This is a genomic window from Indibacter alkaliphilus LW1, assembly GCF_000295935.2.
Lineage (GTDB): Bacteria > Bacteroidota > Bacteroidia > Cytophagales > Cyclobacteriaceae > Indibacter > Indibacter alkaliphilus.
Genome location: NZ_ALWO02000011.1, coordinates 1 through 22,465, shown reverse-complemented (window position 1 = coordinate 22,465; position 22,465 = coordinate 1). Strand labels below are relative to the sequence as shown.

Genomic DNA, 22,465 nt, shown 5'->3' with positions numbered 1-22,465 from the left:
ATGAGGTTATTTCTTCTTTCCTTGTTTTTGATCGGATTTGTCCAGCTGGGCTATGGGCAGAAATACTCTATTATTGATAATAGAGCGATCAAAATGCATGAGGAGGGAGATGAACTGCTTTTGAGCAGACAATATGACAAAGCAATAGAAAAATATAAAGCCTCTATCAACAGAGAGGCTAATTTTTTGGAATCCTACATCAAATGGGGAAGAGTATTATTGACCACCGGAAGATCTGGCGAAGCACTTGAAGTTGTAGAAAGGGGTGAAAGAAGAGCCTCCAAAGCAAATGAACAGGTCAAAGGGGATTTTGGCTGGTTGAAGACTCATATATATCTTTCACTGGGGCAATTTGAGGAGGCCTTGGCCGAGTTTCAGGACGTGGATCCCATTTTGAAAGATGATTTCAAAAGATCCAGAAACTACAGAGAAACAAAAGATCAGATGGACTTTCTTTTTGAACACCTTCAAAAAGGCCTGGTCATCAATAAGGAAAAGCTCCCAGACCCTATCAACCAATTTACATTGCAGTATTTTCCTGTATTGACTGCGGACAGTAGAAAAATTCTCTTTACCAAAAGAGATGGAACCCAAGACAATCAAAAGGAGGATATATATGTATCCTATTTGAAAGATGATGGGGAAAGTTGGACACTTCCAGCTGGGATATCGGAAAACATCAATACCTTTTACAATGAAGGTACCTGTACCATTTCTGCTGATGGCAATATTCTAATCTACACCTCATGTGATGCTCCGGACTCTTTTGGAAGTTGTGATCTATATGTAGCCTACAAAGTCAATAACATCTGGCAAAGGCCTACAAATATGGGAAGGAATGTCAATTCAAGGTCTTGGGAATCCCAGCCTTCTTTGTCAGCAGACGGAAGAATCCTTTTCTTCTCTTCAAATAGAAGAGGTGGCTTTGGTGGCAATGACATCTGGTATAGTGTGAGAAATGAGGATGGCTCATGGGCCGAAGCAAAAAATCTTGGGGAGAAGGTCAATACGCCCAGAGATGAAGTTTCTCCTTTTATTTATTTCAACAATGAGATCCTGTTTTTTGCTTCCAATGGACATAGGGGATTTGGGGGCATGGACTTATTTGTGTCCAGAGTTTTGAACGGGGAATTTACGGAGCCAGAAAACCTGGGTTATCCCATCAATGACCACCAAGATCAGGTTTCACTTTTTATTACCGCCCAAAGGGATTATGCCTATTACACCGAGACTTCATATGCACAAGGGAAAGTAGAAAGGTCATTCTTATACCGGTTCAAATTCCCCGAAGAGATTGCTTTGGGGGAAAAACTGATAGTGACCCAAGGAAAGGTTCTCAACTCCAAAACAGGGGAGCCCGTGGAGGCAAAATTATCTTTGGTGAGTCTTGCCAATGACAGCACACTGTATCAATTCAGGTCTGATGGGAAAACGGGAGATTTTATGATGCTCTATCCGGATAAATCTTTTTCAGGCTTGTATGTGGAAAAGGAAGGGTATCTGCCGAAAATCTACAACGTGGATCGCGATAACCTCAAGGACCAAGAGGATCTAGAGATTTCACTTACACCGATTGCTGCCGGAGAAGAGTTTGTGTTTGAAAATATATTTTTTGACTTTGATAAAGATGAGTTAAAACCTGAATCAATGAGTTCGCTCAAAAGGCTTAAGGACTTCCTTCAGGTCAATTACAATGTCAATATTTTTATAGTTGGCCATACGGACAATGTAGGGAGTGCTGCCTATAATGAAAATCTCAGTCTAAGAAGAGCCGAAAGTGTAAAACGTTATTTATTGGAAAGCGGAATCAAAGAGGGGAGAGCGATTCCATTGGGTAAAGGGGATAGAGAGCCTATCAGGCCCAATGATACTGCCGAAAACCGGGCGATGAACAGAAGGATAACCATTTCCATACAGGAAAATTTTTAATTGTAAGTAGTTTGAAGTGAGCGTCAAAACCACCAGGTCTTTTGAGTTTGTTTTGATTTTTTGAATTTGCCTTTGAATATACCCGTCAGGTTTTGATTCTCATTTCAGCTAACACTGTCAATTCCTCATCTTTTTCCTTATTTTTGCCACTCAATTGAAAAGAGTGATGATACACGTTTGCAGAAAAGAGCATTTTAATGCGGCACATAAGCTTTGGAATCCTAATTGGTCAGAAGAAAAAAACAAGGAGGTATTTGGCCCATGCTCCAATGTCAACTGGCATGGACATAATTTCGAGCTCATCGTGACAGTTAAAGGAATGCCTGATCCTGAGACAGGTTTTGTGGTAGATTTAAAGGAGTTGAGTTCTGTGATCAAGACATTGGTTATAGATAAGGTTGATCATAAAAATCTGAATTTGGACGTAGACTTCATGCAAGGGAAGATGGCAAGCTGCGAAAATCTTGTAGTTGAATTCTGGAAAATATTGGCACCTGCAATCAACGAGATTGTCACCGATGGAAGTCTTTACAAACTTACCCTTTACGAAACTCCAAGAAACTTTGTAGAATATTACGGGGAGTAAAAGGGGGATTGCGTCATTTTTTAGTTTAATTTCGGTTCATGAAATACTATCTCATTTGTGGGGAGCGCTCCGGGGATTTGCACAGTTCCAATCTGATCAAGGAAATAAAGAGCCTTGATCCGGAAGCATCATTCCGTGGAATGGGAGGAGACTATTCGTCCAATGCTGGTCTTGAGTTGGTAGCACATTATCAAGATGTCTCAGTGATGGGTTTTTTAGAAGTTCTTTTGGGTTTTAGAAAAATCTACAGATACTTATCACAGATCAAAAAAGACTTGCTGAAGTTTAGACCGGATGCATTAATATTGGTAGACTTCGGTGGATTCAATATGAAAATCGCTGCTTTTGCCAAAAGCCATAAAATCAAAGTACATTATTACATTCCACCAAAAGTCTGGGCTTGGAACCAAAAAAGAGCTTTGAATATCAAAAAATATACGGACAAAGTCTATTCTATATTACCCTTCGAACCGGAATTCTACCATAAATTTGGGGTAAAATCAGAATATGTAGGGAATCCCTTATTGGACGAGATTGCAAACTTTGAACCTCATGCATTTTTTCATCAAAAGAATGAACTGAATTATCAACCGATCATTGCGCTTTTGCCGGGAAGCAGGAAGCAGGAACTGGACAATATGCTTCAGGTTATGTTGAGCCTGGTTAATAAATTCCCCAATGCCCAGTTTGTTATTGCAGGAGTAAGCAACGTCAAGCCCGATGCGTATAGACCCGCCATAGAAGCTGGGATAAGAATTGTTTTTGATCAGACTTACGACCTCTTGCATCATGCCACAGCAGCTATTGTAACTTCCGGGACGGCTACCTTAGAGACTGCTTTATTCAGAGTGCCTCAGGTAGTCGTATATAAGACCAGCTGGCTGAGTTATATCATTGCCAAAAGATTGATTAGGGTGCCTTATATAGGATTGGTCAATCTTATTGCAGATAGGGAGGTAGTGAGAGAACTGATTCAGACTGACTTTAACAGCGATACAGTAGCTGGAGAATTGAATAAACTTTTATCCGATATTCATAAAAAAGCTGAGGTATTGCAAGGGTATAACTTAGTCAAAGAAAGACTAGGCGAAAACTCTGCATCCAAAGTTGTAGCTTCATTGATTTTTGATAGTTCCAATTGATTTTATCAGAACAAACTAGATAATCCTTTGTTTTATTCCTGAAAGAGGCTTTAGGGGCAAATTAAAATCCGTTATCGACTAATCTATTTTGTAAAAATATCACAATTTTTAATTTTATCAGTTTAAAAATTCTTTTGTTGTGCAGAGATTAGTCAATTTGCTTATAAATATTACATTTTTCAAAATAAAAGGTATCAATACTATTAATGAAAAAGTGAAAAATTTGGCAAAAACTACTTTTATATACTATTAAATGGATAAATAATTAAAAAGTATAGTTTTTGAATTTCACCATTGTTAACATCAGGTCATCTAAATGTTAATAAATTTAAAAAAAGAATATTATTTTTCAATTTGATAAAATTCAAAATATTTAATGATACATAAAGCTATGAAGGATGTCTGTAAAACTATAATTTTATAAAAATTAGATATTCAGAATTTTTTTAGAATAAATACATCGACATGGATATGCATTTTATGTAAATGGTTTTGCATTATTTGGAGATAATGAATAGAATTGAAAAATCTTTAAATCAAATAATAGAATTATGAGGAAAATTTTACTTCTAGGACTAGCGTTCTTGATGGCATCTGCTACCGCATTTGCTCAAAGTCGCGTAGTTACTGGAACGGTGACATCCGGTGAGGATGGGTTGCCGATTCCGGGAGCGTCAGTCGTAGTGAAGGGTACCACTACTGGTACTGCTACTGACTTGGACGGTAATTACTCGTTGAATGTACCGCAAGGGAGCAACGTTTTGGTGTATTCCTTTGTAGGTTCAGAGACTCAGGAAGTCAATATCGGTAACAGGTCTCAGGTGAATGTAGTATTACAGCCTGATACAAGGAGTTTGGAGGAAGTAATCGTAACAGGTTACGGAACCCAGCCTAAGAGAGAAGTGACCGGCGCGGTATCTTCCGTAAAAGGTGAACTGATCGAAAACCTTCCAATGCAGTCATTTGACCGTGCATTGCAGGGTAGAGCTGCAGGTGTGCAGGTTAGATCGGCAAACGGTCTTCCAGGTGGTGCAGTTAATATCCGTATTCGTGGTGTAGGGTCCATTACTGCTGGTAATGAGCCTCTTTTTATTGTGGATGGGGTTCAGTTGAACAACCAAGGTAACTCAAGCTTTACCCAGGATAACCCGCTTGCATTTTTGAATCCTAATGACATTGAGTCAATGGAAATTCTTAAAGATGCGGCTTCTGCTGCTATTTACGGATCTCAAGCTGCGAATGGTGTTGTTATCATTACTACAAGAAAAGGTAAGCAAGGAAAAGCAAGATTTGAATTCAATGCTTTTGCTGGTGAAACTCAACCAATGAAATTCTTGGATGTACTAGGTGGTGACGAGTGGTATACCATGAGAAGGGATGGTTTGATCAATGCTGGCGTGGGTAATCCTCAGGCAAATGCTTTGAATGCCATGGGTGTACTTCCAGGCAACTGGCAGGAATTGGGTGCAGAAGGTTTAGATGCTATCGGTGCTGGATTGCCAACTTATGACTGGCAGAGAGAACTGATGGGTAGAGGTAGACTTCAAAACTACGAACTGAATGTTTCAGGTGGTGATGACAAGACTACATTCTTTATCTCAGGATCTTATAACTACCAAGAGTCTTCTTTCCGTCCAGTGGATTTTGAAAGAGGAACTTTCAGAACTGCTTTGTCTCACAAAGCAAATGATAGATTGACATTAGAGACGAATCTTAACTTGTCTACAATTACTCAGAATTCACCATTCGCAATTGATGGAGCATTTTTAGGTAATCCAGCTTTCTCTGCATCTTCTGTTCTTCCGCATAATGCGATCAGAAATGAAGATGGAAGCTTTAACACGACTATTCGTGGTGTTTTGAACCAAAACATAGCTTTGGTGAATGAATTCAATTCAGGAACAACTACTACAAATGCAGTAGTCGGTAACGGAATTGCTACCTATAAAATTCTTGATAACCTTTCTTACCGTGGTTTGATTGGCGTTGATTACAGAATGATTACAGAGAACAGGTATAGAGATCCTAGGACTCCTGATGGTGCCGGTGTTAGAGGTAGAGCAACTGCAGCGAACGATTGGAGAACCAGGTTTATTACGACTCATACCTTAAACTGGAACAAAACTTTCAATAATGTTCATAATGTAACTGCTTTGGCTGGTTTTGAATATGTATCTGAAACAAGAGAAGGTTTGAACGGTGAAGCTATTGGTTTCCCTACTTTCCAATTTAGATATATCGATTCAGGTGCTACTCCGGAATTTGTGGGTGGTTTCTGGACAGGTTATAGAAGACAAGGTGTATTTGCCAACGCAAACTATAACTACAAAGAAAAGTACTTATTTACTGCAACAGCCAGATATGATGGTTCTTCGAGATTTGGTGCCAATACCCAATATGGTATTTTCCCTTCAGTAAGAGCAGGTTGGAATATTGCCATGGAAGATTTCTTGAAAGATTCCGAGACAATTACGGATTTGAAATTGAGAGCTTCTTGGGGTAGAACAGGTAATGACCAGATTGGTAACTTTGCGGCAAGAGGTCTTTACGGAGCTCCTACCGCTGGTAACTATGCAGGTAATGCAGGTATCAGACCTACTTCTTTGGCTAATCTTGACTTAGGATGGGAAACCAATGAGACTGTCAACTTGGGTGTTGACTTCGGTTTCTTCAGCAATAGAGTAACAGGTTCAGTTGATTTGTTTGATCAAAGAACAAAGAATTTGCTTTTGAACCAGCCTATCCTTTGGACAAATGGTTTTGGATCAATTGCCAATAATGTGGGTGAGTTGATGAACAGGGGTATAGAATTCGAAGTGAGCACTGTAAATATTGACAGAGGTGGATTCCAATGGAGAACGTCATTCAACTTTACTTATATCAGAAATGAAGTTGTTTCATTGTATGATGATTTAGAATTCTTACCAGCTAATCCGGGTATAGCAGTTGGTCAGCCAGTAGGTAACCCTGCCTTCCCAGGTCAACAAGCTCCAGGTTCACACTTTGCAGCTGAATATGTTGGTGTGAACCCTGCAACAGGACGTCCAATGTGGTTGGATGCAAATGGAAACAGGACATACTTGCCAGTAGCTGCTGATAGAGTTTATTTTGGTTCCAATTTAGCTCCATATTACGGTGGTTTGAACAATACATTCAGATACAAGGGATTTGAATTGACTGCATTCTTTACTTACGAGTATGGGGCTGTAGTGTCTGATGGTCAGTATAACTTCCTAAGAGAAGCAGGAACTCGTCTTGCGCTAAATACCCTAAGAGAAGTGGTTGACAGACAGTGGACTGCTCCAGGTGATATGACTGATATCCCAAGAAACGTAGGTAACTCAAATGGTGGTAATGAAGTAAGAAGCCAAGGAAGAAACTTTGGTACTGCAAATCTTTTGAATGCTGACTTTATCAGATTGGCACAATTGCAGGTTGGCTATAACTTTAGTCCAAATACAATCAGAAACCTTGGTCTGACTAGAGCGAGAGTTTATGCGCAAGGAATGAACCTTTGGACATATTCCAACTATCCAGGTTATGATCCTGAATTCGTAGGTGCAGGTACTGGACAGCTTCCACTTGTAAAAAGTTATCAGATCGGTGTACAGTTAGGATTTTAATAGTAGATAACAATGAAAATGAAAAATTACATATATAAATATGCATTTGCGGTTCTCTTGGGACTTGGAGTAGCGGTTTCTTCCTGCGACTTGAATGTAGACCCAAGACAATCTATAGATGCAGACTTGGCTTTGAACTCACCAGATGGTGTTGAAGCTGCAGTAAACTCGGTCTATGCCAGATTAAGATCTACCAATAATTATGGTAGGAATTTATTGGCATTGTCGGATGCTTTAGCGGATGTGGGAAGAACTACCTCCAATTCCGGTAGATTGATCCAGGAAAATAACAATCAACCAAATGCTCACTTCAATTCCGTTCCTGGAAATAATCTGAGCTTTTGGCAGACTTCATATTTTGCTATCAATGAAGCTAATCTTATACTAGATGCCTTGTCAACTGGTGTAGAAGGTGCTTCTGCAGCTCAGCTTGCAAGATGGGAAGGTGAATTGAAGTTTTTGAGAGCTTTGTTCTACTTTGATTTAGCAAAAGTCTACACTTATATCCCAACTGCTGTTCATCAGCCTGGGTTAGTGGACGAGGGTGGAATACCAATGCCATTGGAAGGTTCTATTACTTCGGACATTGCATTTACCAGAAATTCTCCAAGAGCAACAATCGATGAGAATTACAATCAAATTGTGACTGACCTGAATGAGGCAATTGCAGCTTTGGGTACTTCCAGCCGTGCTGGATCTCAGTATGCTTCTGTGGGAGCTGCACAGGGATTGTTAGCAAGAGTACACCTTTACAGAGGTGACTGGCAAGCTGCTGTAACTGCTGCCACTGCAGCTTTGGAATCCGGTGCAGGAACTGTATTGGGAGGAATGGATTATGTAGATGGATGGAGAGCACAAAATCATCCTGAAGCTATGTTTGAAGTAAGATTCCAAATCGCCGGTGAATCTATAGGTGTAAACGAATCTCTTCAGTCATCTTATACCGTATTGCTTAACCTTGATAATAAAAATGCACAAGGTGGATGGGGTGATTTCGTTCCTAATCAAAGAGTTTTGGACTTCTTTGGACTAGAGCCACTTCAGGTAGGAGATGACCCTGAGGATAACAATAGCTGGGATGTAACCAGAAATGAAGATGTGAGAGCACATCTTTATACTACAGGAAGTACTGTAAGAGGTGCAAGAAACATCGAGTGTGTTAAATTTATTGCCAAGGCAGGTTTTGTTTACGGTGATAATGTTCCTGTAATCAGAAAGTCTGAAATGCACCTGATCAGAGCTGAAGCCAACTATCAATTAGGTAATACAGGTGAAGCATTAGCTGAATTGAATGCATTCAAAGGCTTAAGAGGTCTTGAAGATGTGAGCATGAGCGGAGAAGACATACTTGAAGAAATTCTTCTTGAAAGATTCAAGGAGTTTGCATTTGAAGGTCACAGATTCTTTGATCTGAAGAGATACGGAAGAGACTTGGATAAGAGATACCTTGGGCCAAACAACTTCGTACCTTTCGATGACTTTAGAATTCTTCCTCTGATTCCTCAGCGTGAAGTTGATGGTAATACTAACCTAAATCAAAACAGAGGATACTAAAATTGAAAAAGACTATGAAAAAGATATTATCTATATTTTCCCTTGTGATGGTTTTTGTATTCGGTTCTTGTATCGAACAAAACTATCCGATTTGGGAAGGAGCTGAGGTTGAATTTCAAGCTGCAGTAGTGACAGCACCCGTTGCTGGTCAAACCTATCCAAGGATAAGCATCGCAAACAGCATTGGTACTTATGGTTTACAAGTAAACCTTGTAGCCAGACAAAGAGACAGTGACGAAACCATTACTTATAGAGTAGTTTCTGAAGGAACTACTGCTGTAGAAGGGACCGATTACAATGTTTCTGGTTCTTTGGTGATTCCTGCGAATTCTTCCATTGCTACTTTGGAAGTTGATGTGATCAATACCGGTGAAATCGGTGGATCTGTAGACTTGTTGTTGGAATTGGAAGGTAATTCTGAAATCCAAGCAAGTGAAAACTACAAAAGAGTCCAGTTAAGGATAACAAGACCTAGTCCTCCGGAAGAGGAATAATAATTATTCTAACAAATTATAGTATAAAAGGTCGGTTTTCACCGGCCTTTTTTTATATTTGAATATGAAAAAGTTTAGTTTATTATTTTTGCTTATTGCATTCATTTATACAAACAATGCATTGGCACAATTGCAAATGATGAGAGATCAGGCCACAGGAAATCCAGTGATGGCCAATCCTTACCCAGAAGTAAAAGGCTCCCAATATTGGACTGAGTTTGACCAGGGATCTATTATTTTTTCCGAAAGGGATACTGCTGAGGAGGTAGTTATAGCTTTCAATGCCTTTAATCATACTTTAGAATACAGAGATGGAAGAGAGTTGATGGCCTATTCGCCAGGAAGAATCAATGGATTTATCCTGAACGCTAAATCTGCTCCGCAATTTTTCCGATCAGGTTATAATATTCCCGGTGTAGGAACAAATAGGTTCGTCGAACTTCTGGTAGATGGAGAGTATACATTGGTCAATCACAAATACAAGAAAATGATTGATGATCCGGGTGCCACTTATGGTTCTCAGAGAGCAAAGGCCTTCTCCAATGTAGAAGATTTGTATGTGTTTAAGGATGGAGAAGCATTTCTCTGGAAAACGAGGAAAAAAGCAATGGTTGAGTTTTTTGGCGATGAGGTTTACAAATCCATCAATGAACTGAGCAATACTTACAATTTGGATTTAAAAGAAAAGACGGATATCAGGAGATTGATTATGCTGCTTAATGCAGATAGATAAAAAAAGAGGCGTCCTTGGACGCCTCTTTTTTTATTTATGCTACTTGCAACTTCTTGAACTTGGATTTTTCAAATTGCTCCTGGGCATATTTTTTATCTATGACGAGTTCCTTGATGTTCTCGTCAGATGGTAACTCGTACATAGCATCTGTTATGATTGCCTCGCAGATAGATCTTAGGCCTCTGGCTCCCAAGTTGTACTCTATGGCTTTTTCCACGATGTAATCAATACCGCTTTCTTCAAATATAAGCTTGACATTTTCCATTTCCATCAGCTTCTTATATTGCTTTGTGAGTGCATTTTTTGGTTCTGTCAAAATACTCTTCAAAGCAGTAGCGTCCAATGGATCAAGGTGGGTAACTACCGGTAGTCGCCCAATGAGCTCAGGGATAAGACCGAAAGACTTAAGATCCTGAGCTGTAACATATTGAAGGAGGTTGGCTCTGTCAATCTGATTCGTTTCTGTTCTTTTGCTAAAGCCTAGCGGTTGTGTATTCAACCTGTTCGCAATGTGTCTTCCAATCCCGTCGAATGCTCCGCCACAGATAAACAAAATATTCTCTGTATTGACAGCAATCATCTTTTGGTCTGGATGTTTTCTGCCTCCTTGCGGGGGTACATTGACCACTGTTCCTTCCAATAGCTTGAGCAATGCCTGCTGAACTCCTTCACCACTTACATCTCTGGTAATGGATGGATTGTCTGACTTACGGGCTATTTTGTCGATTTCATCTATATAAACAATTCCTCGCTCTGCTGCTTCTACATTGTAATCAGCAGCTTGAAGAAGTCTTGTAAGAATGCTTTCCACATCCTCCCCTACATAGCCTGCTTCCGTCAGCACAGTGGCATCCGCTATACAGAATGGCACTTCCAAAATCCTAGCAAGTGTTTTTGCCAGATAGGTTTTACCTGTTCCCGTATCTCCTACCATGATGATATTGGACTTCTCGATCCTGATTTCATCTTTGTCAGAAGAAGGTTGAGAGAGTCTTTTGTAGTGATTGTAAACAGCTACATTGAGTACTTTTTTGGCATCGTATTGACCGATGACATACTCATTCAGATACTCTGTCAACTCTTTCGGCTTCTTAAGTTTGAATTTGAGGTTCTTTACAGGTTTCTTGTTTTTCTCTTCCTCACCCAAAATCTGATAGGCTTGGTCAATGCAGAAATTACAGATATGAGCCGAGATGCCCGATACCATTAAGTCAACATCTTTTTTATTTCTCCCGCAAAATGAACAGGTAACTTGTGCCATGTTTTTTTATTTTCTAATCAAAACTTCATCAATGAGGCCATATTCTTTTGCCTCAGGAGCTTTCATCCAGTAATCCCTGTCTGAATCTCTTTCTATTTCTTCAAATGTCTTTCCGGAATGGTCCGCAAGAATCTGATATAACTCCTCTTTCATGGAAAGGATCAGTTTCAAGGATATTTCCATGTCTTTGGACTGTCCCTGCATCCCACCAGAAGGCTGGTGAATCATAACCCTGGAATGTTTCAAAGCAGAACGCTTATCTTTTGCACCACCAGCCAACAAAACAGCACCCATAGATGCAGCAATTCCTGTACAAATGGTAGCAACTTCCGGCTGAATGTACTGCATGGTATCATAAATACCAAGTCCTGCTGTTACTGAACCCCCAGGACTATTGATATAAAGAAGTACATCTTTTTTAGGGTCTGTAGATTCCAGGAAAAGCAGTTGGGCAGTAATGATATTGGCAATAAAATCATCCACCTGTGTTCCTAAGAAAATGATCCTGTCCATAATCAATCTGGAAAACACGTCAATTTCTCTGAAATTAGTCGGTCTTTCCTCTATTACCGATCGGGTCATGTTTTCTACAAAAGTGTTGTATTGGTCAAATGCATTGCCGCTGATGCCTCTGTTGTGCACCGCAAACTTTCTGAATTCGTCTTTGTTGATCATAATCTCGTTTTTAGTATTGTACAAAAATAAAAAAAGCCCTTACTAAATGAAGGACTTTCTGATAACGATTTTGAATCAGGATTAGTTTTCCAACAGTTCCTTGAATTTATCTGCACTGATTTTTTCTTCCTTTACATTGGCTTTTTCTTTTACAAATGCCAATACTTTATCATTTTGTACTGATGTCAGCATTTGCATGTAGTTCTGACCTTCATTGCCTTGAAGGTAATTGTCTACAAACATGCCCATGCTTTCTTCCATTTGTGCACCCATGCCAGAAGAGGCAAACTGCTCTCGGATCATTTCTTTAGTCTTCTCAATGACATCCTCGTGCTCAGCTTTGATTTCATTGTCTTTGGCAATTTTACCTGAAATCAAAGTCCAAGTGAGTTGCTTGGCATAGATCGGGTATTCTTTTTCAACCTGTTCTTCAGTCACTTTTCCTTCATTGGCTCTTATCAACCATTCTTTTAAGAATGCTTCAGGAAGTTCGATGTTGGCAGACTCGATCAATTTATCTTTGATCTGCTCATCACTGTAGACAGCGGCTTCTTTATTATAGTTGTCAGAAATAATTTCCTGAACTTTTGCTCTCATGGCTTCTTCGGAATCTACTTGTCCAGGACCAAATAGTTTGTCGAAAAACTCCTGATTGAAATCAGCAAGTTCAGTTCTGTTGATATTTTGTACCGTAAAAGTGAATTTTCCGGAAAGTTTTTCTACTTCTTCCTCTTCCACACCCACAGTCTGTGCCAAATCTTCTTTGATGGCCTTAGAGGGGTCAAGTTCCACAACATCACCTTTTTTGACACCCACAAACTTCTTGAGAGACTTCTTTTCAACCTTGGACAATGGAAGGCTGAAGGTTTTTTCGAATGTGCCATCTTCAGACTTCAGATCGCCGTAAAGGAAGTCATTTTCTTCACTTACCTCTGGGTTAGTCATTTTTCCATACTGACTTCTGAGGTTTGTGATTGCTTCTTCTACTTCAGCATCGTTCATTTCCACTTTATAAGAAGTAGCTTTCAAAGAATCATCCAGCTTGAATTCAATTTCTTCCACAAAACCTATTTTATACTGAAATTCAAATTCAGTCTGGGTTTTCCAGTCAATGCTGTCAGCATCTTCAATCATTGGAAGTGGGTCTCCCAATATTTTAAAAGTTTGCTCTTTAAGATAGTTGTTTAAAGAGGAGGAAAGGATTTCATTGATTTCGTCTACCAAAACAGAAGTTCCATACATTTTCTTTACCATCGAAACAGGGGCTTTGCCTGGTCGGAAACCTTTGATGTTTGCCTTTTTGGCATAATCTTTAAGTTTCGCATCAACCTTAGGTTGATAATCTGCTTCATTTAATTTAATTTTAACTGAAGCTTGATTTGCTGAATGTTTGTCTAAAGAGATTTCCAAGGTAATTTGATTTTGGTTAGATTTTAATTAAAAACCCTCAATCTCTTTTCCCAGATCCATCCGGCTGGGCCGGATTTTAATCGGAATTGTGATTGAGGGTTAAGATGTGTGCGGATGGAGGGACTCGAACCCCCATGCCTCGCGGCGCTAGATCCTAAGTCTAGTGCGTCTACCAATTTCGCCACATCCGCTTTAATGTGGGGCAAAGGTAATAATCAATTTCAAACTTGCAAAAACAGATTTAAAAAATCCTGAAATACTTTAAAAAAAAATTAAATAAGCCCCTAATTTTGATCAGAGGTTTGCTACACTAATCTAATATATGATTCAAGTTGATTTAGAAGAAGAGAGAAAAGAGATTCTTAAAAGATACAGGAGGCTGCTCCGAATGGCCAAGCCACTGTTGAAAGAAGGAGATGCAAAGTTGATCAAGAAAGCTTTCAATGTGGCTAACGAAGCGCATAAGGAAATGCGGAGAAAATCCGGGGAGCCTTATATTTACCATCCTCTGGAAGTTGCTCTGGTCTGTGTAGAGGAAATTGGACTGGGGACTACCAGTATTGTGTCCGCCCTTCTGCATGATGTGGTAGAAGATACAGATTGGGAGCTTGAAGATATCGATAGGGATTTTGGACCTAAAGTGGCTCAGATTATAGATGGCCTTACCAAGATTTCAGGTGTCTTTGATTATGGCTCATCCCAGCAGGCTGAGAATTTCCGAAAAATGTTGCTCACGCTGTCTGACGATGTTCGGGTTATTCTGATCAAATTGGCTGATAGGCTCAATAACATGCGTACGCTGCAGAGTATGCCGCGCCACAAACAGCTGAAGATTGCTTCAGAGACTATGTACCTCTATGCTCCATTGGCGCATAGGTTGGGTTTGTATGCCATCAAATCCGAATTGGAGGACCTTTATCTGAAATACACAGACTCTGACACATATAATTATATCGTAGAGAAAATCAACGAGACCCGCCTTTCAAGAAATAAATTTATCAAGAGTTTTACTGCCCCTGTAGAAGAGGAGTTGCATCTACAAGGTTTTGAATTCACAGTCAAAGGAAGGCCTAAGTCTGTTTTTTCTATCTATAATAAAATGAAAAAGCAGAATATTCCTTTTGAGGAAGTCTATGATCTATTTGCAGTGAGGATAATTATTGACAGTGATCTTGAAGATGAAAAGGCTGATTGTTGGCAAGTTTATTCTATTGTCACGGATTTCTACAGACCCAATCCTGACAGGTTAAGAGATTGGATCAGTACTCCTCGTGCCAACGGATACGAATCTTTGCATACCACTGTGATGAGTAATACCGGTCAATGGGTGGAAGTTCAGATCCGAACTGTACGTATGGATGATATCGCGGAAAGAGGATATGCTGCACATTGGAAATATAAGGAGATAGAAGCTGCTCAAGGCAAAAGTAGCTCAGGTCTTGACAAATGGATTACTCAAGTCAGGTCACTTTTGGAGTCCAACGATGGTTCGGCTATTGAGTTTATGGATGATTTTAGAGGAAACTTATTCCATGATGAAGTTTTCGTATTTACTCCCAAAGGAGAATTAAAAGTCCTTCCATTTGGAGCCACAGCTCTGGATTTTGCCTTCGAAATCCATACTGAAGTGGGAGCGAAGTGCATCGGTGCAAAAGTGAATCAGAAACTAGTCCCCATCAATCATAAGCTGAAAAACGGTGATCAGGTAGAGATCCTTACTTCCAACAAGCAAAAGCCTACAGAAGATTGGCTCAACTCAGTAGTGACTTCCAGGGCAAAGGCAAAAATAAAAGATGCCCTAAAAGAAGAGAAAAAATCCACAATGATGGATGGGAAGGAGATCGTGCAGCGAAAGCTTCGGCAGATGAAAATGGATTTCAACTCTGAAATAGTAGAACAGTTAAGAGCATATTTCGAAACCAAAACTCCCAATGAGTTTTACTATAAAGTCGGTAAAGGGGTAATAGATGCAACCTCAATCAAGAGCTTCAAAGACTTTAAAGAACAGAAAAAACAAAAGAGTAAGCCTTCTCTGGAAAAAGTAAAAGATGAATCTTCCTTTACCAAAGAAATCAAAAGCTTAAAGGGTCCAGACCATGATCAGCTTTTGATAGGGGAGGATATGGATGTGGTGGATTACATCTTGGCTAAATGCTGTAATCCGATCCCTGGAGACGACGTATTTGGGTTTGTGACTGTCAATGAAGGAATCAAAATTCACCGTACCTCATGTCCCAATGCACTGGAGCTTCTTTCCAATCACGGAAATAGGGTGATCAAAGCACGCTGGACCAGTCAACAGGAAATAGCATTTTTAGCTGGTCTTAGGATCATAGGTACGGACAGGGTAGGGTTGATCAATGATGTGACCAAAGTTATTTCCAACGAACTGAAAGTGAATATGCGCTCCATTACAGTAGATTCTGACAGTGGGATTTTCGAAGGGACCATCAAATTATATGTACATAGCACACAGCATTTGGAAAAATTGGTTGAGAATTTATCTAAAGTTGAAGGTATTATTAAAGTGACCCGATTTGATTAGACAAAGGTATTACTCCTTATTTGAATCTTTTCTAAATAAGAACAGTTATATTTGAAAAAAAAAGCATTACATGGCCTTAAATGAAAGTGTTTTTGAGGAGGTAAAGAAAATATTCACTGCCTATCTGGAAAACAAAAAGCTGCGCAAAACCCCTGAACGATACGCCATCCTGGAGGAAATCTATGGAAGAACCGGACACTTTGATGTGGAGTCGCTGTATATCAGCATGAAAAACAAAAACTATCGTGTTAGCAGGGCTACGGTTTACAATACCTTAGATTTATTGGTTGAATGTGATTTGGTGACCAAGCATCAGTTTGGCCAAAACCTGGCACAATTCGAGAAATCATATGGCTACAAGCAGCATGACCATCTTATCTGCACTGATTGTAATAAAGTTTTGGAGTTTTGCGATCCTAGAGTGCAGAACATACAAAATACGGTGGGGGAAGTTCTGAACTTTCAAGTCTTGCACCATTCACTGATTTTGTATGGCAATTGTAAAAAAGAACAATGTGAAAATAGACCTACTGTATGAAACTCACCTATCAATTAGACAAAGAAGAAAAAGCTTATTTTTTACATATCCAAGGGGACCTTATTGGAGATGAAGTAGGGCCTAAGTTGGTAGAAATGGTTTCAGATGCAGTCAATGACGGCGTCAGGAATTTTGTAGTGGACCTGAGTGAGGTAAGGTACATCAGTTCCAGTGGAATCGGTCTTTTGATCACCATGCTGACCAAAATGAGAAATGTAGAAGGGGAAGTGTACCTTACTTCACCTTCAGACCATGTAAAAAAGCTTTTGATCATCACCAAGCTGAATAATATTTTTACGGTGTTTGATACAGTAACAGAGGCAAAAGAAAAAATAGGCTGAGTTGAAAAATACGTGGTTTAGAAATTCACTTCTTTTAATTTTAGCAGCACACCTTATTTCCTGCTCCGAAGAAAAACGATTTTCAGGGCAGGAAATTTTTGTTGATATCAGCCCGAAAATAACAGTGTATTTTGCTGACACAGACCTGAGCTCCCAGTATCCATTTCCACATTCTAGTTTCTTGGATTCAAGCTTAATGATATCCTATAATATGTTGAAAAATTCTTTGGACACTATTTATTTTGAGGGAGATACTTTAAAAGTAAAAGAGGGTTTTTATTTAGAAAAGGATGGTCCAAGACGTACAGAAGGAATTAATAACTTGGTATATACATCCTTGGGGCTTGTTTTATTCAATGCCAAAAATCAAGAAAAAGAAAACTACCTTGACTATTACTTTGTTGACATTGATTTTTAAGTAGTATTGATCCGGAATTTATGATTCTGAAAGTAAGGTCTATAATAAATAAGCTGTTTTCCTTGCAATTATTTAACCTTATTCCAAATTTCACGGCTTAAAAGAAATCAATACGACATTTTAAATATAAATCAATGAAAATGGATGTGCTTTTGGGCCTGCAATGGGGCGACGAAGGAAAAGGTAAGGTTGTGGATGTGCTAGCGCCGCAATACGATGTAGTCGCCAGGTTTCAGGGAGGGCCCAATGCCGGTCATACTTTGGAATTTGACGGGATCAAGCATGTGCTTCATCAGATTCCATCCGGGATTTTTAGAGAAAACATCACCAATATTATTGGAAATGGGGTAGTGCTTGACCCTGTAATCCTCAAAAAGGAAATTGAAGGGCTTCACAAGTTCAATATAGCATTCAAAAAGAACCTTTTTATTTCAAAAAAGGCCACCATTATCATTCCAACCCATAAGTTGTTGGACGCAGCTTATGAAAAATCCAAAGGGGATAAAAAAATCGGATCCACACTTAAAGGTATAGGACCGACTTATCAGGATAAGATAGGAAGAGTCGCTTTGAGGGTAGGAGATATTCTCTCTCCTGATTTTAAGGAAAAATATCAAGGTCTTGTGGACAAGCACAAAACAATATTGTCATTTTATGATTTTGACCTAAGCCAATTGGCAGAGCTGGAGGCTACGTTTTTCGATGCGGTAGAATTCTTCAAGACACTCAATCTTGTGGACAGTGAGTACGAAGTGAATACGTACCTCAAAGAAGGTCAGCGGGTATTGGCTGAGGGCGCGCAGGGTTCTCTTTTGGATATTGATTTTGGCAGTTATCCTTTTGTGACCTCTTCCACTACAATGGCTCCGGGAGCATGTACAGGGTTGGGAGTGGCCCCGTCCAGGATTGGAGAGGTTTACGGAATTTTTAAAGCGTACTGTACCAGAGTAGGTAGTGGACCTTTCCCTACGGAACTTTTCGATGAAGATGGGGAAGCCATGAGAAAAGAAGGAAATGAATTTGGCTCCACCACTGGAAGACCAAGGAGGTGTGGTTGGATAGACTTGCCTGCTTTGAAGTATTCTATCATGATCAATGGAGTGACCCAGTTGTTTATGATGAAAGCTGATGTACTCAATATTTTCGAACAAATAAAAGTCTGCACGCACTATGAATTGCCTGATGGAACAATGGTGGACAGGTTGACCTATGAGTTGGACTCAGTAGAAGTGAAGCCTGTTTATCAAACCGTACCCGGCTGGAACCAATCCTTGGCTGATATAAGTAGCTATGATGGATTTCCAAAAGAGCTAAAGGATTATGTTACAATGCTTGAAGAGGCTTTGGAAGTACCGATCAAATTGGTATCGGTAGGTCCGGATAGGAAGCAAACCATATTAAGGTAGTGAATAAAGCCTCTTGTAGCCGAGAGGCTTTTTTTTTGAACTAAAAAGCCTAATTTGCATACTTATATTTATTTGGGTTTTGAAGGAAGGATTTTATTTAAGATTTGGGAGTGTCTCCAAAAAATTAACCTCAGGTTTTTTTACATCTTTTATCATACTTTTCTTATTGGCCTCAGTTTCTTTTGGTCAAACTGGATTTCCATTCTGCGGAGACTTTGCTGACGATTCAAATCCGTTATTTATCACAGGGGGATCAGCTAGGGTAGATGATGGGGTCTTGCGATTGACGGATGCAGACCAAGATCAAAGTGGGTATGCATACATTGATATTCCATTCCCTTCTAATTTTGGTATCAAGGCCACTTTTGAAATGTATATTTATGGAGGTACTGGAGGTGATGGGATGAGTGTGTTTTTATTTGATGCTGCTACCCAGAATTTTGCTCCGGGAGGATTTGGAGGGTCATTGGGGTATGCTCCAAGAAATGAAATTCCCGGTCTTACGGGAGCATATTTCGGCTTAGGCTTTGATGTTTTCGGCAATTTTTCAAATTCTTCGGAAAATAAAAACGGTGGCTTATCAACAGACCTTACTTACCCAAACACGATTGCGGTGAGGACTGGTGGGAGTGGGTTTTCAGGCTACAATTTTCTGGTAGCCAAAACAACCCTTGCGGTAGAGGAGACTCCCATTTCTTTACCATTGAATGAAATGTTTGCCCTTAACTCAGGGATACAAGGCACCCCACGTGTCACCAATCCTGATCAGCTGGGATATAGAAAGGTTTATTTGGAATTACTTCCCAATCCAAATGGGAATGGTTATTTACTAAATCTTGAAATGGATATCAACAATGGGGCGGGACTCAGAAGAGTAGTGATATTTTCAAACCAGCCCTATACCCAATCTGCTCCAGAAAATTTAAAAATAGGATTTGCGGCCTCAACTGGCTCAATTGTCAATATCCACGAAATAGGGGAGTTGACCGTAGAGGTAGCGGATCAGGAAGGCTTGGAAAATCCGGTAACCCGAGAATTTGAAGATTTGGCCACATGCGCAGGACAGGACAATTTTTTTGAGATTCCGGCTGATGCCATTGACCTGCCTAATGAAAACTCTACTGTAAGGTGCCTTCAATTTTACAGGTCATTGGAGGAGATTGAGGCTGTCTTGGATGACATTTGTTTGCAAGGTAGGTGCCGGTCTGATGTACTCGAGCTGGAGCAAGGGGTATTGAGAGCAAATGGAAATGGGGTTGGTTATACTTTTACTCCAAGTGCAGATTTTATAGACCAAACACTAACAGTGTATTATACCATAATAGATACTTATGGTAGGCAGTCCAACGGGAGTGCTCTCAATCTTTTTATCCAGGAATCCCCAAATCCGGTGAATATAAAGTTTGAGGATTTTGATACAGAGACCAATGAAGTCTCCATATGTGAGGGGGAGTCAGTCAGAATGGAAGCGTTCGGGGATGACCTTTATTCGAGTTTCAAATGGTATTTGAATGACGTTTTTGTTAGAGAAACTCAAGAACCTTTTTATGAGTCCGGATTCCCGGGAGCCTACAAGGTGGAAGGTTATACCAATAGAAACGAATGTTTTGTAGTATCAGAGGAGATTTTGATTTCTATACCTGAGCTTCCAGAAGTTACCATTCAGGAAGAAATAATAGCTTGCCTTCCGGAAGAAGCACCTAACCTTTTGGATTATTTGGAAGATTTTGATCCTGATTCTTTTGATTATAGGTTGATTGGCCTTGATGGGGAAACCCGGATTGAGGAGGCGATTGATTCAGTTGATTTGCCGCCTGGGGAGTTTACCCTTGAGGCCAAGAGAAAAGGGCTTGAGTGTTTTGGTCCTCCCTCAAATTTTGTAGTCAATTATGTAACGGAGCCATTGATGTTAGCGATTTCTTATCAACTGATGGATCCTTCAAGGCCGTCTGATGCGGATATTTTTATAGATGATGAGATAAGCTTTACTTTTGAACCCAATCGTACTATTGTCGAAACAGAATGGGATTTTGGGGATGGGACAACTGCCTCAGGTTTATCGCCTAGCCATGTTTTTGGTAGTAGGGGAGAATATTTGGTTCAGGTTACCGCGTTAGATGAATTTGGCTGTTCAACTACAGATGAAATTACTGTGGTTTTGGATCTTTCCTACAGGGTGATGATCCCGACAGGGTTTACACCGACCCAATTTGAAAACAGGTATTTTAGGCCAAAGGTTAGAGGGATCGTGGAAATGGAATTATTGGTTTTCAATCTCTGGGGAAATATGGTTTTCCAAAGCAATGATTTAAACACTGAAGGTTGGGATGGAAGTTTTAAAGGGGAATTGGCACCGGGAGGCAGTTATGTATACAAAGTAAAGATGCTGTCAGTGGATGGGGAAGTATTTGAGGAAACAGGTAAATTTCAATTGATAAGATGAGAAAAATATTCTGGATGCTGATCATGCTGTTGTACGTGCCCCTGCTGAAAGCGCAGGATATTCAGTTTTCTCAATTTTATGCGGCGTCTATGTATTTGAATCCTGCATTTGCAGGTAGTGCGGAGATTACCAGGCTGGGTTTGAATTTCAGAAATCAATGGCCTTCTATTGATCAAAGTTTCATTGCATACAGTGCCTATTTGGATCATTATTTCGAGGATTACAATTCAGGGGTGGGTTTGATTGTCAATGGAAGCAGGGAATCATTTTCAAATCTTCAAAACAATGAGGTTGGAATCTTATATACTTACAGGCTCCGGATAGGAGAGAAGAGCTTTCTAAACTTTGGGGTGCAAGGCAGCTATGGATTGCGTGCAGCAGCTTTTGATGAAGTGATTTTGGGTACACAGCTTGATGTTGATAGAGGGGTTATCTCTCCATCTCCTGGCTCTGGGATAATTGATGATAGGCAAACCAGTTTTATTGACTTGCATTCTGGTCTGTTGTTTTACAATGATAAAGTTTGGTTTGGCATTTCTTCACATCATTTGACCCAGCCAGACTTATCCTATTTAATGGATGGTTATGATGGTTTGCCAAGAAAATATTCAGCGCATGGAGGAGTAAGGTTTGATCTCAAGCCAGGCTTTATCAATGATTACTTTAACAATACACGGCAAGAAAGGACTGTATCTTTTGCGTTCAATTACAAGAGACAAGGTTTTTTTGATCAGTTGGATATAGGTTCAGAGCTTTATTTCGAGCCCATAATTTTAGGGCTATGGTATAGAGGGCTTCCATCTTTTAATGGTTTGCCAAATAATGATGCACTTATTGGGCTGGTAGGCTTTTCCCTTCAAAATGGATTGGACATAGGGTACAGTTATGATTTCACGCTTTCCAAGCTTGGTTGGCGAAATTCCGGTGGAGCCCATGAGCTTTCAATTCGCTATTCTTTTGTTAATCAGATTTGGAATAAAGGACTAAATTATTCCCCGGGATTTCGTTATTAATTTTTTCACTTTGATTATCAGTAGACTTAGGAATCTTTTAAGATTATTTTCTGACATCGTTTTGTAAATGGTAAAAAGAGTTGCACCTTTGCAAACCCAAAACGATGGGACTGCAACAAATTTTCTTTATAAATATTTCGGTTGCCGCTATCCAGCAGACTGGAATCAAATGAAAATTTTAAAAATTTTATTTTGTTAAAATAAAATTTTGAATTACCTTTGCAAACCTGTTCGGGCAACGGGATTTAAAAAAGAGCTACGTAAGGTAGTTTTCGATACGGCGGTATATCTGCTGTAAAAGTTCATTGAAAGACTGTGAGACAGATAATACGAATATGGACCGGTAATAATAAT

The 22,465-nt window shown here is 39.7% G+C and carries 17 protein-coding genes and 1 tRNA gene; 14 read left to right on the top strand and 4 right to left on the bottom strand.

Annotation, left to right across the window (positions count from 1 at the left end):
* The 7 genes from A33Q_RS01425 to A33Q_RS01395 all read left to right on the top strand — a co-directional run bounded on the left by A33Q_RS01425 (position 1) and on the right by A33Q_RS01395 (position 10,061).
* Positions 1 to 1,929, top strand: coding sequence for an OmpA family protein (locus A33Q_RS01425; protein WP_009034058.1), 1,929 nt, complete (start codon positions 1 to 3; stop codon positions 1,927 to 1,929).
* Positions 1,930 to 2,095: 166 nt separating this feature from the next.
* Positions 2,096 to 2,515 (top strand): 6-pyruvoyl trahydropterin synthase family protein, encoded by a 420-nt coding sequence (locus A33Q_RS01420; protein ID WP_009034057.1) that lies wholly within the window; start codon positions 2,096 to 2,098, stop codon positions 2,513 to 2,515.
* A gap of 38 nt (positions 2,516 to 2,553) precedes the next feature.
* A complete protein-coding gene (gene lpxB, locus A33Q_RS01415) occupies positions 2,554 to 3,657 on the top strand; it encodes a lipid-A-disaccharide synthase (RefSeq protein WP_009034056.1) in 1,104 nt (367 codons plus the stop codon).
* Between the two features lie 551 nt (positions 3,658 to 4,208).
* Positions 4,209 to 7,280, top strand: a complete 3,072-nt coding sequence (locus A33Q_RS01410; RefSeq protein ID WP_009034055.1) for a SusC/RagA family TonB-linked outer membrane protein — start codon at positions 4,209 to 4,211, stop codon at positions 7,278 to 7,280.
* Between the two features lie 18 nt (positions 7,281 to 7,298).
* Positions 7,299 to 8,834: a RagB/SusD family nutrient uptake outer membrane protein gene (locus A33Q_RS01405; RefSeq protein ID WP_235062762.1), complete on the top strand. Its 1,536-nt coding sequence runs from the start codon at positions 7,299 to 7,301 to the stop codon at positions 8,832 to 8,834.
* 14 nt (positions 8,835 to 8,848) lie between these two features.
* A complete protein-coding gene (locus A33Q_RS01400) occupies positions 8,849 to 9,328 on the top strand; it encodes a DUF4843 domain-containing protein (protein WP_009034053.1) in 480 nt (159 codons plus the stop codon).
* Between the two features lie 64 nt (positions 9,329 to 9,392).
* Positions 9,393 to 10,061, top strand: coding sequence for a hypothetical protein (locus tag A33Q_RS01395; protein WP_009034052.1), 669 nt, complete (start codon positions 9,393 to 9,395; stop codon positions 10,059 to 10,061).
* A 34-nt stretch (positions 10,062 to 10,095) separates the two neighbouring features.
* Here A33Q_RS01395 and clpX read toward each other — a convergent pair whose 3' ends face one another.
* From clpX to A33Q_RS01375, 4 genes are all read right to left on the bottom strand, one after another.
* Positions 10,096 to 11,322 (bottom strand): ATP-dependent Clp protease ATP-binding subunit ClpX, encoded by a 1,227-nt coding sequence (gene clpX, locus A33Q_RS01390; protein ID WP_009034051.1) that lies wholly within the window; start codon positions 11,320 to 11,322, stop codon positions 10,096 to 10,098.
* A 6-nt stretch (positions 11,323 to 11,328) separates the two neighbouring features.
* A complete protein-coding gene (locus A33Q_RS01385; RefSeq protein ID WP_009034050.1) occupies positions 11,329 to 11,997 on the bottom strand; it encodes a ClpP family protease in 669 nt (222 codons plus the stop codon).
* Positions 11,998 to 12,078: 81 nt separating this feature from the next.
* Positions 12,079 to 13,407 (bottom strand): trigger factor, encoded by a 1,329-nt coding sequence (tig, locus tag A33Q_RS01380; protein ID WP_009034049.1) that lies wholly within the window; start codon positions 13,405 to 13,407, stop codon positions 12,079 to 12,081.
* 109 nt (positions 13,408 to 13,516) lie between these two features.
* A tRNA-Leu gene (locus tag A33Q_RS01375) sits at positions 13,517 to 13,598 on the bottom strand.
* A 131-nt stretch (positions 13,599 to 13,729) separates the two neighbouring features.
* Between A33Q_RS01375 and A33Q_RS01370 the strand changes: the two genes are divergently transcribed.
* The 7 genes from A33Q_RS01370 (at position 13,730) to A33Q_RS01340 (ending at position 22,111) form a co-directional block, all read left to right on the top strand.
* The gene (locus A33Q_RS01370) at positions 13,730 to 15,952 is read left to right on the top strand and encodes a RelA/SpoT family protein (RefSeq protein WP_009034048.1); all 2,223 of its coding nucleotides are present in this window, start codon (positions 13,730 to 13,732) and stop codon (positions 15,950 to 15,952) included.
* Between the two features lie 70 nt (positions 15,953 to 16,022).
* Complete coding sequence (locus tag A33Q_RS01365) at positions 16,023 to 16,490, top strand: Fur family transcriptional regulator (RefSeq protein WP_009034047.1); 468 nt, start codon at positions 16,023 to 16,025, stop codon at positions 16,488 to 16,490.
* Positions 16,487 to 16,831, top strand: a complete 345-nt coding sequence (locus A33Q_RS01360) for an STAS domain-containing protein (RefSeq protein ID WP_009034046.1) — start codon at positions 16,487 to 16,489, stop codon at positions 16,829 to 16,831. Before A33Q_RS01365 ends, A33Q_RS01360 begins: the two co-directional genes overlap by 4 nt.
* Positions 16,832 to 17,042: 211 nt before the next feature.
* Positions 17,043 to 17,249 carry a hypothetical protein gene (locus tag A33Q_RS21935; protein ID WP_152527367.1) on the top strand — a complete coding sequence of 69 codons (207 nt, stop codon included), beginning with the start codon at positions 17,043 to 17,045 and terminating at the stop codon, positions 17,247 to 17,249.
* Between the two features lie 134 nt (positions 17,250 to 17,383).
* Positions 17,384 to 18,655, top strand: a complete 1,272-nt coding sequence (locus tag A33Q_RS01350) for an adenylosuccinate synthase (protein WP_009034044.1) — start codon at positions 17,384 to 17,386, stop codon at positions 18,653 to 18,655.
* A 166-nt stretch (positions 18,656 to 18,821) separates the two neighbouring features.
* Positions 18,822 to 21,098 (top strand): PKD domain-containing protein, encoded by a 2,277-nt coding sequence (locus A33Q_RS01345; RefSeq protein WP_152527366.1) that lies wholly within the window; start codon positions 18,822 to 18,824, stop codon positions 21,096 to 21,098.
* Complete coding sequence (locus A33Q_RS01340) at positions 21,095 to 22,111, top strand: PorP/SprF family type IX secretion system membrane protein (protein WP_009034042.1); 1,017 nt, start codon at positions 21,095 to 21,097, stop codon at positions 22,109 to 22,111. The genes A33Q_RS01345 and A33Q_RS01340 overlap by 4 nt, the downstream gene beginning before the upstream one ends.
* Positions 22,112 to 22,465 lie beyond the last annotated feature (354 nt).

What these genes read in the sequence shown, in the direction of transcription:
- A33Q_RS01405 (WP_235062762.1), top strand. Translation starts at nt 7,299, where the DNA reads ATGAAAAATTACATATATAAATATGCATTTGCGGTTCTCTTGGGACTT.
- A33Q_RS01395 (WP_009034052.1), top strand. Translation starts at nt 9,393, where the DNA reads ATGAAAAAGTTTAGTTTATTATTTTTGCTTATTGCATTCATTTATACA.
- A33Q_RS01350 (WP_009034044.1), top strand. Translation starts at nt 17,384, where the DNA reads ATGAAAATGGATGTGCTTTTGGGCCTGCAATGGGGCGACGAAGGAAAA.
- A33Q_RS01360 (WP_009034046.1), top strand. Translation starts at nt 16,487, where the DNA reads ATGAAACTCACCTATCAATTAGACAAAGAAGAAAAAGCTTATTTTTTA.
- A33Q_RS01410 (WP_009034055.1), top strand. Translation starts at nt 4,209, where the DNA reads ATGAGGAAAATTTTACTTCTAGGACTAGCGTTCTTGATGGCATCTGCT.
- A33Q_RS21935 (WP_152527367.1), top strand. Translation starts at nt 17,043, where the DNA reads ATGTTGAAAAATTCTTTGGACACTATTTATTTTGAGGGAGATACTTTA.
- A33Q_RS01370 (WP_009034048.1), top strand. Translation starts at nt 13,730, where the DNA reads ATGATTCAAGTTGATTTAGAAGAAGAGAGAAAAGAGATTCTTAAAAGA.
- A33Q_RS01385 (WP_009034050.1), bottom strand. Translation starts at nt 11,997, where the DNA reads ATGATCAACAAAGACGAATTCAGAAAGTTTGCGGTGCACAACAGAGGC.
- A33Q_RS01400 (WP_009034053.1), top strand. Translation starts at nt 8,849, where the DNA reads ATGAAAAAGATATTATCTATATTTTCCCTTGTGATGGTTTTTGTATTC.
- A33Q_RS01420 (WP_009034057.1), top strand. Translation starts at nt 2,096, where the DNA reads ATGATACACGTTTGCAGAAAAGAGCATTTTAATGCGGCACATAAGCTT.
- A33Q_RS01340 (WP_009034042.1), top strand. Translation starts at nt 21,095, where the DNA reads ATGAGAAAAATATTCTGGATGCTGATCATGCTGTTGTACGTGCCCCTG.
- clpX (WP_009034051.1), bottom strand. Translation starts at nt 11,322, where the DNA reads ATGGCACAAGTTACCTGTTCATTTTGCGGGAGAAATAAAAAAGATGTT.
- lpxB (WP_009034056.1), top strand. Translation starts at nt 2,554, where the DNA reads ATGAAATACTATCTCATTTGTGGGGAGCGCTCCGGGGATTTGCACAGT.
- A33Q_RS01365 (WP_009034047.1), top strand. Translation starts at nt 16,023, where the DNA reads ATGGCCTTAAATGAAAGTGTTTTTGAGGAGGTAAAGAAAATATTCACT.
- A33Q_RS01425 (WP_009034058.1), top strand. Translation starts at nt 1, where the DNA reads ATGAGGTTATTTCTTCTTTCCTTGTTTTTGATCGGATTTGTCCAGCTG.